At 64.6% G+C, this 15,061-nt stretch carries 14 protein-coding genes; 13 read left to right on the top strand and 1 reads right to left on the bottom strand.

All coding sequences use genetic code 11. The features are described from left to right. Window positions 1-101 precede the first annotated feature (101 nt). Window positions 102-536, bottom strand: a complete 435-nt coding sequence (fur, locus tag IFT60_RS23795; RefSeq protein ID WP_192056468.1) for a ferric iron uptake transcriptional regulator — start codon at window positions 534-536, stop codon at window positions 102-104. Between the two features lie 78 nt (window positions 537-614). On the opposite strand from fur, the gene IFT60_RS23790 reads away from it, so the two are divergent. The 13 genes from IFT60_RS23790 to IFT60_RS23730 all read left to right on the top strand — a co-directional run bounded on the left by IFT60_RS23790 (window position 615) and on the right by IFT60_RS23730 (window position 14,984). Further along, complete coding sequence (locus IFT60_RS23790) at window positions 615-1,262, top strand: outer membrane protein assembly factor BamE (protein WP_229511135.1); 648 nt, start codon at window positions 615-617, stop codon at window positions 1,260-1,262. Window positions 1,263-1,270: 8 nt separating this feature from the next. Next, on the top strand, window positions 1,271-2,083 hold the full coding sequence (gene dapB, locus IFT60_RS23785; protein ID WP_192056466.1) for a 4-hydroxy-tetrahydrodipicolinate reductase: 813 nt from the start codon (window positions 1,271-1,273) through the stop codon (window positions 2,081-2,083). Window positions 2,084-2,095: 12 nt separating this feature from the next. Continuing rightward, window positions 2,096-2,422: a barstar family protein gene (locus IFT60_RS23780; protein ID WP_192056464.1), complete on the top strand. Its 327-nt coding sequence runs from the start codon at window positions 2,096-2,098 to the stop codon at window positions 2,420-2,422. Between the two features lie 22 nt (window positions 2,423-2,444). After that, complete coding sequence (locus IFT60_RS23775) at window positions 2,445-3,044, top strand: YdcF family protein (RefSeq protein ID WP_192056462.1); 600 nt, start codon at window positions 2,445-2,447, stop codon at window positions 3,042-3,044. Beyond that, a complete protein-coding gene (locus IFT60_RS23770; protein ID WP_192056460.1) occupies window positions 3,041-3,724 on the top strand; it encodes a transglycosylase domain-containing protein in 684 nt (227 codons plus the stop codon). Before IFT60_RS23775 ends, IFT60_RS23770 begins: the two co-directional genes overlap by 4 nt. 124 nt (window positions 3,725-3,848) lie before the next feature. After that, window positions 3,849-6,494 carry a leucine--tRNA ligase gene (leuS, locus tag IFT60_RS23765; protein ID WP_192056458.1) on the top strand — a complete coding sequence of 882 codons (2,646 nt, stop codon included), beginning with the start codon at window positions 3,849-3,851 and terminating at the stop codon, window positions 6,492-6,494. 3 nt (window positions 6,495-6,497) lie between these two features. Next, on the top strand, window positions 6,498-7,013 hold the full coding sequence (locus IFT60_RS23760; protein ID WP_192056456.1) for an LPS-assembly lipoprotein LptE: 516 nt from the start codon (window positions 6,498-6,500) through the stop codon (window positions 7,011-7,013). Window positions 7,014-7,029: 16 nt separating this feature from the next. Next, a complete protein-coding gene (gene holA / locus IFT60_RS23755; RefSeq protein ID WP_192056454.1) occupies window positions 7,030-8,043 on the top strand; it encodes a DNA polymerase III subunit delta in 1,014 nt (337 codons plus the stop codon). A 183-nt stretch (window positions 8,044-8,226) separates the two neighbouring features. Next, a complete protein-coding gene (locus IFT60_RS23750) occupies window positions 8,227-9,492 on the top strand; it encodes a glutamate-5-semialdehyde dehydrogenase (protein ID WP_192056452.1) in 1,266 nt (421 codons plus the stop codon). A 14-nt stretch (window positions 9,493-9,506) separates the two neighbouring features. Then, the gene (locus IFT60_RS23745; RefSeq protein ID WP_192056450.1) at window positions 9,507-9,920 is read left to right on the top strand and encodes a CopD family protein; all 414 of its coding nucleotides are present in this window, start codon (window positions 9,507-9,509) and stop codon (window positions 9,918-9,920) included. A 106-nt stretch (window positions 9,921-10,026) separates the two neighbouring features. After that, window positions 10,027-11,238, top strand: a complete 1,212-nt coding sequence (locus tag IFT60_RS23740) for a THUMP domain-containing class I SAM-dependent RNA methyltransferase (protein ID WP_374001267.1) — start codon at window positions 10,027-10,029, stop codon at window positions 11,236-11,238. A 19-nt stretch (window positions 11,239-11,257) separates the two neighbouring features. Beyond that, a complete protein-coding gene (locus IFT60_RS23735; protein WP_192056448.1) occupies window positions 11,258-12,538 on the top strand; it encodes a multidrug effflux MFS transporter in 1,281 nt (426 codons plus the stop codon). A gap of 283 nt (window positions 12,539-12,821) precedes the next feature. Beyond that, window positions 12,822-14,984, top strand: coding sequence for an HDOD domain-containing protein (locus tag IFT60_RS23730; protein WP_229511133.1), 2,163 nt, complete (start codon window positions 12,822-12,824; stop codon window positions 14,982-14,984). The last annotated feature ends 77 nt before the right edge of the window (window positions 14,985-15,061 follow it).

Below are 15,061 nucleotides of genomic sequence, written 5' to 3'. Positions count from 1 at the left end.
CCTCTGAAGACGTTTACAACACTACAAAAGAAAAATGCCGTTCAGCCTTAACTGAACGGCATTAGCGCCGCGGCGCCGTTTGTATTGCGAACTACACCTGCTTACCCGCCATTCCGATGCGGACACGCCGGCTTGATGCAATGCCCGTAAATCGCCAGCGCGTGCTCGGCAATCTTGAAACCGCGTTCGGCCGCGATCTTGTTCTGGCGCGATTCGATTTCTTCGTCGAAGAATTCCTCGACGTGGCCGCAATCGAGGCAGACCAGGTGGTCGTGGTGCGAGCCGGCGTTCAGTTCGTAGATCGCCTTGCCGGTTTCAAAGTGATTGCGGTTCAGCAGGCCAGCCTGTTCGAACTGGGTCAGCACGCGGTATACCGTGGCCAGGCCGACATCCATGTTCTCGGCCAGCAGGATTTTATAGACGTCTTCCGCCGTCAGGTGCCGCACTTCGCTGTTCTGGAAAATTTCGAGGATCTTCAGGCGCGGCAGGGTCGCCTTCAGGCCGCTCGCCTTCAGGTCGGTGGGACTGTTACTCATGTTTGTTACTCGTAGATGGGCGGAGTGCTTTATGATATAGCGTTTTGGAAGCTCCCGCTTAAACGTTTGAGGTTACTTATGCGTCACTTTGATGCCGATGTCCATCGCGTAGTTCGTCTTTCCCGGACCCGGGCCGCGCTCGCCGCGGGCCTTGCCTGCACGCTGGTGCTGTCCGGCTGCGCTTCCTGGCGCAACCAGACCAAGCCGGCCGCACCGGTGAATACGTCCGCGGCGGCGCTGCAAAGCGATGCCGGCCTGTCGGCCTCGCTGGCCAATGCCGGTGCGCAAACGACGCAGGGCAGCAAGCTGCAGAAATTCCTGTGGATCTTCTCGCCCTACCGTCCAGACATCCAGCAAGGCAATTTTGTTTCGCAAGAAATGCTGAACCAGCTGAAAGTCGGCCAGACCCGCGAACAGGTGCGCTTCCTGCTCGGCACGCCGCTGCTGACCGACATGTTCCACGCCGACCGCTGGGACTTCCCGTTCTACCTGGCGCGCGGCAATGGCGAACTGACCACCAGCCGCGTCAGCATTTTCTTCAAGGATGACGTGGTCGAGCGCTTCGAAGGCGGCAACCTGCCGACCGAGCGCGAATACATCGCCCGCATTGCCGGTCCGGCGAAAAACGTCGTCAAGGAGGCGAAGAAGGCCGAAGCCGCCGCCAGCGCGCGTCCGATCGAACCGGTCACGCCTGCCACGCCCGCCACGTCCACGAACACCCCGTAAAAACTGTCATGACGCAACTGAAAATCGCGGTCGCCGGCGCCAGCGGGCGCATGGGCCGCATGCTGATCGAGGCGATCGCCGCCGCTCCCGACGCCGTCCTGGCCGGCGCCCTCGACGTCGCCGGTTCTCCCTTCATCGGCCACGACGCCGGCGCCTTTTCCGGCCAGCTGACCGGGATCACGATCGAATCGGACCTGGCGCGCGCACTGGCCAATGCCGACTGCCTGATCGATTTCACGCGCCCGGAAGGCACGCTGGCGCACCTGGCGTATTGCGCCGCCAACGGTAAAAAGATCGTGATCGGCACCACCGGGTTCGATGACGCCGGCAAGGCGGCGATTGCCGCCGCCGCGCAGCAGATCGCCGTCGTCTTCGCGCCCAACATGAGCGTGGGAGTGAACGTGACCCTGAAACTGCTGGAGATGGCGGCTAAAAGTTTCGCGGAAGGCTACGACATCGAGATCATCGAGGCGCACCACCGCCACAAGGTCGACGCGCCGTCCGGCACCGCCCTCAAAATGGGAGAGGTGATTGCCGATGCGCTGGGACGCGACCTCAAGGAGTGCGCGGTATATGGACGCGAAGGCGTCACCGGCGAGCGCGATCCGTCGACGATCGGCTTTGCCACCGTGCGCGGCGGCGACATCGTCGGCGACCACACGGTCCTGTTTGCCGGCACCGGCGAGCGCATCGAGATCACCCATAAATCGAGCAGCCGCGTGACCTACGCCCACGGCGCCCTGCGCGGCGCGCGTTTTATCGCCGACAAGGCAAACGGCCTGTACGACATGCAGGACGTACTCGCATTGAAAACGGCGTGAAAGGATAGTGCAATGGCAGTGGCAGAACTGAACGGCGCGGCGATCGTCAACGAAGCGAGCTTTCTGGCCGAGAGCCGCAGCGCTTTCGGCTTCCATACGGCTTCGGGCGACACCATCGACACCTGGGTCGATTGCCTGAGCTACCTGCGCGACGAAGAAAACATGACCAAGTTCCGGCTGCAGCCGAACGAAGTCCTGGAAATCGTCATCACCGACAGCGCCGCCCTGCGCGCGCGCCTGCCCGACCTGGTCGACGAAATCGTGTTTTGCGTCGGCGGCATCAACGAGCGCTACGAAGACTACGGCGAAAAGCCGGCGCTGGAACTGGTGCTGCGCTAACCGGTTTTCGCCTGTAACGGCCATGACCGCCGCCGACCTCCTGGCGATCTCCCGCTACGTCATGCCCGCCTTGCCTTTGCACCCCGCAAAGCTCGGCTTCCTGTTCGGCACCCGCCACGGCGTCGACGAATTCTGCCGCGAGACATACGGCCTCTGGCAGCGCGGCATGTTCGAGCGGCTGCTGATATCCGGCGGCGCCACGGCAGGGCAGTCCAGGCCCGAAGCCGAGGTCATCGCCGAGCGCCTGGTCGACATGGGCATGCCGGCCTCGATCCTGATCCTCGAATCGCAAGCCACCAATACCGGCGAAAACGTCATCCTCGGCCGCCGCATGGTTGCGCAGCACATGAACCTGGGCAGCATCGACAGCGTGCTCGCGATCGGTAAAGTATGCGCCATGCGCCGCTACCTGATGACGCTGGCCCGGTACTGGCCCGAAGTCAGCGTCGCGGCCTGCGCCATCAATTACTTTGGCCAGCCGGCCGAGCGCTGGCACGAACACGCCGAGTTCCGTGCGCGCGTCTTAAACGAATTCCACAAGATCCCGCTCTACCTGCAACAGGATTTCCTGCGCGAGCTGGACGGGCACGGGCCGTATCCGCTGATCGCGGCGGCGCCATGAAGCGGCTCGGCAAGGCGCTGCTCGCGGTCGCCACGGTACTGTTGCTCTACCTGGCCATCGTCGCGGTATGGGCATTGGCGTCTGTCGACACGGTGCTGGCGCGCTATCCGGACATGGGGAGAGCGCCCTTGACGCCACTGCAGACCGGCGTCCTGCTGTTGATCGAGGATCCGGTCTTTTTCGCCCATCGCGGCGTGAGCCTGGCCGATGGCCAGGGTGTCGCCACGATCTCGTCCGCCGTCGCGCGCGACCTGTTCCTGTACGGCGCGCCGCTGGGCGGCGTGCGCGGTGCCCTGCAAGGCTTCTACCGCGGCATGTTCGATTGCTGCCGCAAGGTCGACCTCGGCCGCGACATCATGGCGCTCGTGCTCGACGCCCATGCATCGAAACAGCGGCAACTGGCGACCTACACAGCGACCGTCTACATGGGCCGGCACGAGGGACGCCAGGTGCGCGGGCTCGATGCCGCCGCCCGCGCCTATTTCGGCAAACCGCTGGCGGCCCTCGATGTCGACGAGCTAGTGGGATTGGTCGGCATGATCAAGGCGCCGAACGAATTTCATCCGCGACGCAACCCGGAGGCCTACCAGTTGCGCCTGAAGCGGGTGCGCGCCGTGCTGGACGGACGCTGCCAGCCCGATGGCTGGCTGGATACCGATTACGCGCATTGCAAAGATTGATTGGGCCGGCCGTCGCAAAAACCGCCCCCCGCGCCGCTTCGCCGCGGTGCAAGATGAACCAGTATAATGTTCTGCTAAAGCGACCACCGCTCCCACCCTTCCCACATTCCGTCCGCAGAACATCATGCAAGATAAATATAGTCCCGCCGAAGTAGAACAGGCCGCGCAGGCGTACTGGAAGTCGATCGATGCCTATAAAGCCGTCGAGAACGATCCACGTTTCCCGAAAGGCAAATACTACGCCTGCTCGATGCTGCCTTACCCGTCCGGCAAGCTGCACATGGGCCACGTGCGCAACTATACGATCAACGACGTGATGTACCGCTACCTGCGGATGAACGGCTACAACGTGCTGATGCCGATGGGTTGGGATGCCTTCGGCATGCCGGCCGAGAACGCGGCGATGGCCAATAACGTACCGCCGGCCGAGTGGACCTATTCGAACATCGCCCACATGCGCGGGCAGATGGAATCGATGGGACTGGCCATCGACTGGTCGCGCGAAATGACCGCCTGCAAGCCCGAGTACTACAAGTGGAACCAGTGGATGTTCCTCAAGATGCTCGAGAAGGGGATCATCTACCAGAAGACCGGCACCGTGAACTGGGACCCGGTCGACCAGACCGTGCTCGCCAACGAGCAGGTCGTCGACGGCAAGGGCTGGCGTTCGGGCGCGCCGATCGAGAAGCGCGAAATCCCGATGTACTACGTGCGCATCACCGACTATGCCGACGAGCTGCTCGACCACGTCGACAACAAGCTGCCGGGCTGGCCGGAGCGCGTGCGCACCATGCAGACCAACTGGATCGGCAAGTCGGTCGGCGTGCGCTTCGCCTTCCCGCACGTGGTCATGGACGATGCCGGTGAGCTGATCAACGACGGCAAACTCTACGTCTTCACCACCCGCGCCGACACCATCATGGGCGTGACTTTCTGCGCCGTGGCGCCGGAACACGCGCTGGCCCAGCACGCCGCGAAAGACAACGCTGAACTGGCGGCCTTTATCGCCGAATGCAAGCTCGGTTCCGTCATCGAAGCCGACATGGCGACGATGGAAAAGAAGGGCATGCCGACCGGTTTGATGGTCACGCACCCGGTCACCGGCGAGCAGATCCCGGTCTGGGTCGGCAACTACGTCCTGATCACCTATGGCGACGGCGCCGTGATGGGCGTGCCGGGCCACGACGAGCGCGATTTCGAATTCGCCAAGAAGTACGATCTGCCAATCAAACAGGTGGTCGCGGTCGAAGGGCAGGAATACTCGCTCGACGGCTGGCAGGAGTGGTACGGCGACAAGGAGAACGGCCGCACCATCAACTCGGGCAAGTACGACGGCCTCGATTACACGGCCGCCGTGAACGCCGTCTCGGGCGACCTCGCCGCGCAGGAGCTGGGCGACAAGAAGGTCACCTTCCGCCTGCGCGACTGGGGCATCTCGCGCCAGCGCTACTGGGGCACGCCAATCCCGATGATCCATTGTGCCGACTGCGGCGTGGTGCCGGTGCCCGAGTCCGACCTGCCGGTCGTGCTGCCCGAGCACCTGGTCCCGGACGGTACCGGCAACCCGCTGAACAAGGACGAAGCCTTCCTCAAGTGCGATTGCCCGAAATGCGGCAAGCCGGCGCGCCGCGAGACCGACACCATGGACACCTTCATCGATTCGTCCTGGTACTACATGCGCTATACCTCGCCGGGTTCGAACGACGCCATGGTCGACGCGCGCAACGATTACTGGATGCCGATGGACCAGTACATCGGCGGCATCGAACACGCCGTCATGCACCTGCTGTACGCGCGCTTCTGGACCAAGGTCATGCGCGACTTCGGCCTGGTGACATTCGACGAGCCTTTTGTGAACCTGCTCACGCAGGGGATGGTGCTGAACGAAACCTATTATCGCGACGACGCGTCCGGTAAAAAAACCTGGTTCAACCCGGCCGACGTCGAACTGACGTTTGACGACAAGGGCCGGCCGCAGAACGCCGTGTTGAAGGCAGACGGCCAGCCGGTCACGATCGGCGGCACCGAAAAGATGTCGAAGTCGAAGAACAACGGCATCGACCCGGCAGCGCAGATCGAACAATACGGCGCCGACACCGCGCGCCTGTTTACGATGTTCGCGTCGCCGCCGGAGCAGACCCTGGAGTGGTCGAACAGCGGCGTCGAAGGCGCGAGCCGCTTCCTGCGCCGGGTCTGGGCCTACGGCTACGCCCAGCGCGAACGCATCGCCGCGGCGCTGGCCGCGGGTGCTTCCGGTGCCACGCTGGACGACGCCCAGAAAACCCTGCGCCGCGAAGTGCACAAGGTGCTGCAGCAGGCCGACTACGATTTAAAGCGCATCCAGTACAACACGGTCGTCTCGGCCTGCATGAAGATGCTCAACACGCTGGAGTCGGCCAAGCTGGCGGATGACGCCGCGTCAAGTAAGGTCATCGCCGAAGGCTTCTCGATCTTCCTGCGCCTGCTGAACCCGGTCGCACCGCACATCACCCACGCGCTGTGGCAGGAGCTCGGCTATGCCGCGGTCCACGGCGACATCCTGAACGTGCAGTGGCCGGAAGTCGACCCTGCCGCGCTGGAACAGGCCGAGATCGAGATGATGATCCAGGTGAACGGCAAGCTGCGCGGTTCGGTGAAGGTGCCGAAGGCGGCCGACAAGGCGGCGATCGAGGCGGCGGCGCTGGCGTCCGAGGCGGTCCAGAAGTTCATCGAAGGCACGCCGAAGAAGGTCATCGTCGTACCCGGCAAACTCGTCAACATCGTGGTGTAAGGCATGCGCGCCCAATCTTCCTTCGTTGTGCGCGCCGGTGCGGCGCTCGTGCTCGCGGCCACCCTGAGTGCCTGCGGTTTCCACCTGCGCGGGTCCGACGGCGCCTACAACATGCCGTTCTCGAGCATCCACCTGGCGTTCTCGGATGCGTCGCCGCTGGGTAATGAACTCAAGCGCAACCTGCGCGCCGGCGACCGCGTCGTCATCGCCAGTACGCCGCAGGAGGCGCAGGCGCGCTTCGAGGTGCTCTCGGAGGCGCGCAACAAGGCGGTCCTGTCGCTGAACAACCTCGGCCGCGTGCGCGAATACCTGCTCAGCTACACGCTGGTATTCCAGGTGCGCGACGCCGCCGGCAACCTGCTGCTGGGACCGACCGAGATCACGCTGCGCCGCAACCTCACCTTCAGCGAAGAAGCCCTGCTGGCCAAGGAAGGCGAAGAAGCGCTGCTGTACCGCGACATGCAGTCCGACCTGGTGCAGCAGATCATGCGCCGCCTGGCTGCATTGAAGCCACAATGAGCGCAGCGAGACGGTAATGCAGTTACGGCCTGAAGCGCTCGAGCCCCACCTGGCAAAGGGGCTGGCGCCCCTGTATGTGATCACCAGCGACGAGCACCTGCTGGCGCTGGAAGCGGCCGATAAAATACGCCGCGCCGCGCGCGCGGCCGGCCACACCGAACGCGACGTGCTCACCGTCGAGCGCACCTTCAAATGGGGAGAGTTGCTGGCGGCGAACCAGGCCCTGTCGCTGTTCGGCGACAAGAAGCTGATCGAGCTGCGCATCCCGAGCGGCAAACCCGGCAAGGACGGCAGCGCCGCGCTGCAAGCCTATGCCAAGGACCTCAGCCCCGATAATCTCACCCTGATCACGCTGCCCAAGCTCGACTGGCAGACGGCCAAGGCGTCGTGGGCGGCGGCGCTGCAGCAGGCCGCGGTGTATATCGAGATCCCCAGCGTGGAGCGGGCGCAGCTGCCCGGCTGGATCGGCATGCGTTTGAGTGCGCAAGGGCAGAGCGCCGACCGCGCCGCGCTCGACTTCATCGCGGACCGGGTCGAAGGCAATTTGCTGGCCGCGCACCAGGAAATCCAGAAGCTCGGTTTGCTGCACGAACCCGGCAAGCTGAGCTACGAGCAGGTGCAGGACGCCGTGCTGAACGTGGCGCGCTACGACGTCTTCAAATTGTCGGAAGCGATGCTGATGGGCGACCCGGCGCGCCTGGCGCGCATGCTCGAGGGGCTGAAGGGGGAGGGCGAAGCGCTGCCGCTGGTCTTGTGGGCCGTCTCCGAAGAAATCCGCACGCTGTTAAAATTGAAAGCCGGGATGGCGCAGGGACGGCCGCTCGGCGCGCTGCTGAAGGAATACCGCATCTGGGGCCCGCGCGAACGGATGATGGACCCGGCGCTGCGCCGCATTTCCCTGCCGACGCTGGAAGCGGCGCTGCAGGAGGCGGCGCAGGTGGACAAGATAGTCAAGGGATTACGGGCCAGGGCGTTTGCGGGGGATGCGTGGGATGCGATGTTGCAGCTGGCGTTGAAGGTGGCGCGCTAACTATCGGCGGCTGCGGGACCTGCGGGTGCGCCGTTATCGGTTCGCTTGATCCGCGTGGGCACAAGTGCCCACCCTACAGGATGCGTATCGATCCGCATGCGCTAAACCCGTAAGGTGGGCGGGTCTCCCGCCCACGCGTTCAACGCACGTTAGCATTTCGAAACGCACATTGGAACCAACACCATGGACATCACCGACTACATGCACACGCTGGGCCGCAACGCCCGCGCCGCCGCGCGAGCGATGGCGCGCGCCGACGGCGCCACGCGCAACCGCGCGCTGCTCCTGATTGCCGAGGCCATCGAACGCGACACGGCGCAGCTGGCCGCCGCCAACGCGCTCGACCTCGACGCCGCGCGCGCCGCCGGCCTGGCGCCGGCGCTGCTCGACCGCCTGGCGCTGTCGCCAGCGGCGATCGCGACCATGGTCGAAGGACTGCGCCAGATCGCCACCTTGCCGGACCCGATCGGCGAGATATCGAACATGAAATCGCGCCCGAGCGGCATCCAGGTTGGCCAGATGCGCGTGCCACTGGGCGTGATCGGCATCATCTACGAGGCCCGTCCGAACGTGACGGTCGATGCGGCCGGCCTGTGCATCAAGAGCGGCAACGCGGCGATCCTGCGCGGCGGTTCGGAAGCGATCCACTGCAACCGCGCGCTGGCCAAGCTCGTCAGCGAGGGTGTCAGCAAGGCTGGCCTGCCGCTGGACGCGGTGCAGGTGGTCGACACCACCGACCGCGCCGCCGTCGGCGCCCTGATCACGATGCCGCAGTACGTCGACGTCATCGTCCCGCGCGGCGGCAAGGGGCTGATTGCGCGCCTGATCGAGGAAGCGACGGTGCCGATGATCAAGCACCTGGACGGCATCTGCCACGTCTACATCGACGACAAGGCGGATCTCGGCAAGGCGCTGCCGATCGCCTTCAACGCCAAGTGCCACCGCTACGGCACGTGTAATACGATGGAAACGCTGCTGGTCGCCCGGTCGATCGCGCCGGTCGTGCTGCCGCAACTGGCCGAACTCTACAAGACCAAGGAAGTCGAACTGCGCGCCGACGCCGAGGCGCAGGCGATCCTGGCCGGCTACCCGTTTCTCGCCGCCGCGGTGGAAGAAGACTGGAGCACCGAATACCTGGCGCCGGTCCTGGCCATTAAAGTGGTGGCGGGGATCGAGGAAGCGATGGACCACATCGACCGCTATTCGTCGAAGCACACGGAAGCCATCGTCACCGAGGATTACAGCGCGGCGCTGCGCTTCCTGCGCGAAGTCGACTCGGCCTCGGTGATGGTGAATGCCTCGACCCGCTTCGCCGACGGCTTCGAATATGGCCTGGGCGCCGAGATCGGCATCTCGAACGACAAGCTGCATGCGCGCGGCCCGGTCGGGCTGGAAGGGCTGACTTCATTAAAATACGTCGTCTTCGGTCACGGCGAAATACGCAGTTAACTTCAAGGAACCGCATGTACCTCTGGATCAAAGCCTTCCACATCATCTTCATCGCTTCCTGGTTCGCCGGCCTGTTCTACCTGCCGCGCATCTATGTCAACCTGGCGCAGGAGACGGACGTTACTGCAACGACCCGTTTGCTCGGCATGGCGCGCCGCCTGTACCGCTTCACCACCATGCTGGCGATTCCCGCGCTGCTGCTGGGCCTATGGTTATGGCTGGGCTTCGGCATCCAGGGCGGCTGGCTGCATGCGAAGCTGGCGCTGGTGCTGCTGGCGATCGGCTACCATCACGCTTGCGGCTCGATCCTGAAGAAATTCGAGGCCGGCGTGAACAAGCGCAGCCATACGTGGTTCCGCTGGTTTAACGAAGTGCCGGTCGTGCTGCTGGCGCTGATCGTGATCCTGGTGGTCGTCAAGCCGTTCTGATCGCTGCGGGGCGCCGCCCCGCGCACACCGCAACACACATCCACACCTGAAGCGGCGGCGCTCCAGGTGTTTTTTAATTTTTCACCAACGGACAAAGGGTACCCCCATGACCTCCTATTTTTGCCCTTGCCCACGCGGCATGGAAGCGGCGCTCGCCGAAGAACTCGCTGAAATCGCCCAGGCGCACAGCGACACACTGAAAGTCCACAACCAGGTTCCCGGCGGCGTCCACTGCTCGGGCACCATGCTCGACGCCTACCGCGTCAACCTGCACTCGCGCATCGCCTCGCGTGTGCTGATGCGCATGGCCCAGCGCAGCTACAACAACGAAAACGACATCTACGACCTCGTGCTCGAGCAGCCCTGGGAAGACTGGTTCGGCGTCGACCACACGATCCGGGTCGACGTCACCGCCGTGAAGTCCCCGTTAAAGAGCCTGGAATTCACGACCCTGAAGATCAAGGATGCGATCTGCGACCGCTTCCGCGACCAGTTCAACAAGCGCCCCTCGGTCGATACGCGCGAGCCGGACATGCGCATCGTCGGCTTCCTCGACGCGCGCAATTTCATCATCTACCTCGATACCTCGGGTGAGGCGCTATTTAAACGCGGCTGGCGCGAAGAGACCGGGGACGCGCCGCTGCGCGAAAACCTGGCCGCCGGCATGCTGCGCGTGTCGGGCTGGAAGCCGGGCGTACCATTGTTCGACCCGATGTGCGGCTCGGGCACGATCCTGGTCGAGGCGGCGCAGATGGTGCAGGGCATCCCGGCCGGCGCGCGCCGCCGCTTCGCCTTTGAAAAGTTCGCCGATTTCGACCGCGCAGCCTGGCAAGAGATGAAGGCCGCGATCAAGGCCAATCCGCTGCCGACCGAACCCACGATCTTCGGCTCGGACATCTCGGGCGACATGGTCGAGATGACGCGCCATAACCTGAAAATCGCCGGCATCCTGTTCGACGTGCCTTTAAAACAGATCGAGGCGCAGCACGTGAACCCGCCGGTCGACGGCCCCGGCATCCTGCTGACCAATCCCCCGTACGGCGAGCGCATCGGCGTGCGCGGCGACTCGACGGTTCCACAGGACGAGATGGCGGTGTCCTTCTATTCCGCGCTCGGCACCACGCTCAAGCAGCGCTTCGCCGGCTGGACCGTGTTCCTGTTCACGGCCGACCTGTCGCTGCCGAAATTGCTGCGCCTGAAGGAAGCGCGCAAGACGCCGTTCTTCAACGGCGCCCTCGAATGCCGCCTGTTCCGCTTCGACATGGTGGCCGGCTACAACCGCCGCGAGGAAGCCAAGCCGAAGCTGGACACCAACTAAACGAGCCACCAAGCCCCCGATGCTGCCACCGACCGACCCCGACCAGCTGCCGAAAGACCCGGTAGTACCAGTGCCCCTGCCGGCGCCGCACAAGATCGTCATGCTCTCGGCCGGCGGCCTGGCTACCCTGCTGGCGGGCTTGTCGATGCTCGGCCCGTTCTCGATCGATGCGTATCTGCCGGCCTTCCCGCAGATCATGGCCAACCTGCACGCGTCGAGCATCGAGGTGCAGCAGACCCTGACGGCTTACATGCTGGCCTTTGCCGGCATGGTGCTGTGGCATGGCGCGCTGTCGGACGCCTTTGGCCGGAGAAATGTGATCCTGGTCGCCCTGGTCGTGTTCGCGATCGGCACCTTCGGCTGCGCGGCGGCGTCCACCGTCCACTACCTGTGGGTGTTCCGCATCATGCAGGGGGTCTCGGCCGGGGCCGGCGTGGTGGTCGGGCGCGCCATCATCCGCGATTTGTATTCGGATGCGCCGGCGGCGCGGCTGCTGTCGATGGTGACGATGATCTTCTCGATCGCGCCGGCGCTGGCGCCGGTGCTGGGCGGCTGGATCGTGACCCTGTTCGACTGGCGCGCGATTTTCCTGGCGCTGTGCGCCTACACCGTGATCCTGGGCTGGGTGTGCTGGAAGCACCTGCCGGAAACGGTGCCGCTGGCGCAGCGCCAGCCCTTCAATCCGCGCTTCCTGGCGCAGAGCTACAGCGCCATCTTCAGTTCCTTCCTGTTCCACATGAAGGCGGGCGTGACGGCGCTGAACTTCGCCGGCCTGTTCCTCTACATTACCGCTTCTCCGGTGCTGCTGCCGGTGCATTTGAAGCTCGGGCCATCCGAATTCGCCTGGCTGTTCGTGCCCACCGTGAGCGGGATTTTCCTTGGTTCGATGGCGGCCAACCGCATGGCCGGCAAGTACAGCTTCGCGCGCCAGATCGGCATCGGCTTCGCCTTCATGCTGTGCGCCGTCACCTTCAATGTCGGCTACCACCTGTTCCTGCCGCCGGCGCTGCCCTGGACCGTGCTGCCGATGTTCTTCTTCACCTTCGGCAGTTCGCTGATTTCGCCGGGCGCCACGCTGCTCGCACTCGACCTGTTCCCGCACATCCGCGGCACGGTGGCGTCCTGCCAGTCCTTCCTGGTCACGCTGATGGGCGCGATCGTGGCGGGGCTGATCGCACCGGCGCTGTCGCACTCGGTGCTGGCGCTGGCGCTCGGCCAGGCCGGGTTTACCTTGCTGGCGCTGGGGTGCTGGCTGACTGCGCGCAAGTACCGGCGCGTGCTGGCGCGCAGGGGTAGTTGAGACGGAATCACGCCTTCGCTCAATGACAAAGTAATGATCAAAACAGTTTTATTGTTTCCATTGCAATGAATCGTCTGGTCTATACATCATTGACCCGCTAAAAATATGTACTTTTCATGGAAAGTATTGTTCCCTTTCAGAAATGTATATATGCTAAGCCGTCCGTTTGATCTGGATTAACATAATAAATTGCCTTCTTATTAAGAGATGGCGTGAATGTCTGTCGTGGTAGCCCTGTCGGGAATGCCACCCGAAAAAACCTTCCGTGGCATCGCTCGACACAATGCACCAACCAGATCAGGACATTCGCAATCGCCTGTTGATTGCCCGTCTGCCGGCGATGCCGCAAATACTCGTCAAGCTGATCGGGCATCTGCAGGCCGACGACCTCGGCATGCCGGAACTGGCGGCGCTGATCGCCAACGATGCCGGCATGACCGGCAAGCTGCTGGCCGTTGCCAGCAGTTCGGCCTACCACCGCAGCGGGCGCGGCGTGAACCTCGAGCAGTCGCTGGTCGCCCTCGGCACCGACATGATCAAGACGCTGGTGATCAGCGATTCGGTGTTCCAGACCTTTAACAGTTTTCCGCATTCGGGCAGCACCGACCTGCGCGCCTTCTGGAAGCGTTCGCTCGGCGCGGCGGTGCTTGCGCGCGACATCGCGCGCCGCATCGATTACCCGCACCTGGAAGAAGCCTATCTCGCCGGCCTGCTGCACAACGTCGGGCGCCTGGCCCTGCTTGCCACCGCGCCCAAGGAATACGCGTATAACTTCACCGCGCTCGACGACGAGGACCTGTGCGCCGTCGAGCAGCGCACGCTGCAGATCACTCACGCCGAAGCGGGCGCCTGGCTGGTCGAGCGCTGGCAGCTCGATTCCTTCCTCGCCGACGCCGTGCTGTACCACCACGAGTCGAGCGAGCGCCTGGAGTCGGCCCACCCCCTGATCCGCATCGTGCGCCTGGCGCATTTGATGTCGCACCACCCGGACGATGCGGCCGCGCTGGGCGACGGCGCCGCGCTGTGCGGCCTGGACGCGCGCGAACTGGGCGCCATGCTGGCCAGCGCCGCGCGCCAGGTCGACAAGGCCGCCATCCACCTCGGCATCGACCTGGCCGGCGCCGACGACATTCCGACGCCGCCGGCCTACGCCGCGCCGCTGGCCGACCCGGTCCAGCAGCGCCTGCAGGATGAAGTGCGCAACCTGGTGCTGGTGTCGGAAGTGGGGCAGACCTTCGCGCGCCAGCAGGGCGAGTCCGACCTGCTCGAATCGATGACGCGCTCGGCGCGCATCCTGTTCGACTTCGACAATACCGTGATCCTGCTCGAGAACCCGACCGGCCAGATGCTGGTCGGCGCGCCCGGCGCCAGCACGCAGCGCATCGCCGAATTCGCGATTCCCCTCAATAAAGCTGCCAGGGAAGAGGGCGTCGCCCATGCCGCGCTGGCGCGGCGCCTGGTGTATGTGCGGCGCGAAGGCCAGCCGCTGGGCCTGGCCGAAGAGCAGCTGCTGCGCATGCTCGGCACCGACGGCATGGTCTGCCTGCCGCTGGTGGCCGGCAACCGCTGCCTGGGCGTGATGGTCGGCGGCGTGGCCGCCTGGCAGCTCGCCGCCTGCCAGAAGCGCGAGCGCTTCCTGCAGTCGTTCGGCACGCAGGCGGCGACCGCACTGGAGAACGCCATCGCCGAACGCGGCAATGCACGGCGCCAGATCGCCAGCGTGGCCGAGGAATACCGCGAAGCCTCGCGCCGTGTGGTGCACGAAGTGAACAACCCGCTGTCGATCATCAAGAACTACCTGAGTGTCCTCGACAGCAAACTGGCGCGCCAGGAACCGGTCGCCACCGAGATGTCGGTGCTGAACGAAGAGATCGACCGTGTCGGCCAGCTGATCGGCAGCCTGGCCGAAGTCAAGCCGCTCGACACCGGCCCGCGTCCGCTCGACGTGACCAAGGTCGTCGACGACGTGGTGCGCCTGTTCCGCGCCGGCCAGTTCGTCCCCGCCAGCGTGCAGATCGCCACCACCATGGGCGAGGAGGCGCGCCTGGTCGAGGGCGATGCCGACCTGCTCAAGCAGATCCTGGTCAACCTGGTGAAAAACGCGGTCGAAGCGCTGGCCGGCAGCGGCGGCGGGCGCATCGAGATCGTCAACCGCGGCGCCGTGCACCGCGAGCGCACCCTGTACGTCGAACTGGCCGTGCTCGATAACGGCCCGGGCCTGGCGCCGGAAGTGATGGCGAACCTGTTCTCACCGGTGCGCAGCACCAAGGATGGCGCGCACCGCGGCCTCGGCCTGTCGATCGTGCATGGGCTGGTCCGTAAGCTGAACGGCCAGATCGCCTGCCGCAGCGGCAGGGGCGGCACCGCATTCGAAATTCTGCTGCCGGCATGGTCCGGCGCCAGCGCAGCACCGGCCTTGCCGGCGCGCGCCCTGGGTTCTGTTTAAGGTCATGATGAACGAGTATTCTGCTGGTGAGCCATCCTTATCCACCCTGCATGGAGCGGCGGTCCACGAGCCGCGCT

Origin of the sequence: Massilia sp. CFBP 13721, assembly GCF_014842025.1 — a bacterium.
Taxonomy (GTDB): domain Bacteria; phylum Pseudomonadota; class Gammaproteobacteria; order Burkholderiales; family Burkholderiaceae_D; genus Telluria.
The sequence above is the reverse complement of the archived record's forward strand: the minus strand, read 5'-3'. Positions and strand labels throughout refer to the sequence as shown.

Bases quoted from the DNA above. Each gene is read 5' to 3' on its own strand.
- IFT60_RS23775 (WP_192056462.1), top strand. From the start codon at position 2,445: ATGACCGCCGCCGACCTCCTGGCGATCTCCCGCTACGTCATGCCCGCC.
- IFT60_RS23780 (WP_192056464.1), top strand. From the start codon at position 2,096: ATGGCAGTGGCAGAACTGAACGGCGCGGCGATCGTCAACGAAGCGAGC.
- fur (WP_192056468.1), bottom strand. From the start codon at position 536: ATGAGTAACAGTCCCACCGACCTGAAGGCGAGCGGCCTGAAGGCGACC.
- dapB (WP_192056466.1), top strand. From the start codon at position 1,271: ATGACGCAACTGAAAATCGCGGTCGCCGGCGCCAGCGGGCGCATGGGC.
- IFT60_RS23760 (WP_192056456.1), top strand. From the start codon at position 6,498: ATGCGCGCCCAATCTTCCTTCGTTGTGCGCGCCGGTGCGGCGCTCGTG.
- holA (WP_192056454.1), top strand. From the start codon at position 7,030: ATGCAGTTACGGCCTGAAGCGCTCGAGCCCCACCTGGCAAAGGGGCTG.
- IFT60_RS23770 (WP_192056460.1), top strand. From the start codon at position 3,041: ATGAAGCGGCTCGGCAAGGCGCTGCTCGCGGTCGCCACGGTACTGTTG.
- leuS (WP_192056458.1), top strand. From the start codon at position 3,849: ATGCAAGATAAATATAGTCCCGCCGAAGTAGAACAGGCCGCGCAGGCG.
- IFT60_RS23735 (WP_192056448.1), top strand. From the start codon at position 11,258: ATGCTGCCACCGACCGACCCCGACCAGCTGCCGAAAGACCCGGTAGTA.
- IFT60_RS23740 (WP_374001267.1), top strand. From the start codon at position 10,027: ATGACCTCCTATTTTTGCCCTTGCCCACGCGGCATGGAAGCGGCGCTC.
- IFT60_RS23730 (WP_229511133.1), top strand. From the start codon at position 12,822: ATGCACCAACCAGATCAGGACATTCGCAATCGCCTGTTGATTGCCCGT.
- IFT60_RS23790 (WP_229511135.1), top strand. From the start codon at position 615: ATGCGTCACTTTGATGCCGATGTCCATCGCGTAGTTCGTCTTTCCCGG.
- IFT60_RS23745 (WP_192056450.1), top strand. From the start codon at position 9,507: ATGTACCTCTGGATCAAAGCCTTCCACATCATCTTCATCGCTTCCTGG.
- IFT60_RS23750 (WP_192056452.1), top strand. From the start codon at position 8,227: ATGGACATCACCGACTACATGCACACGCTGGGCCGCAACGCCCGCGCC.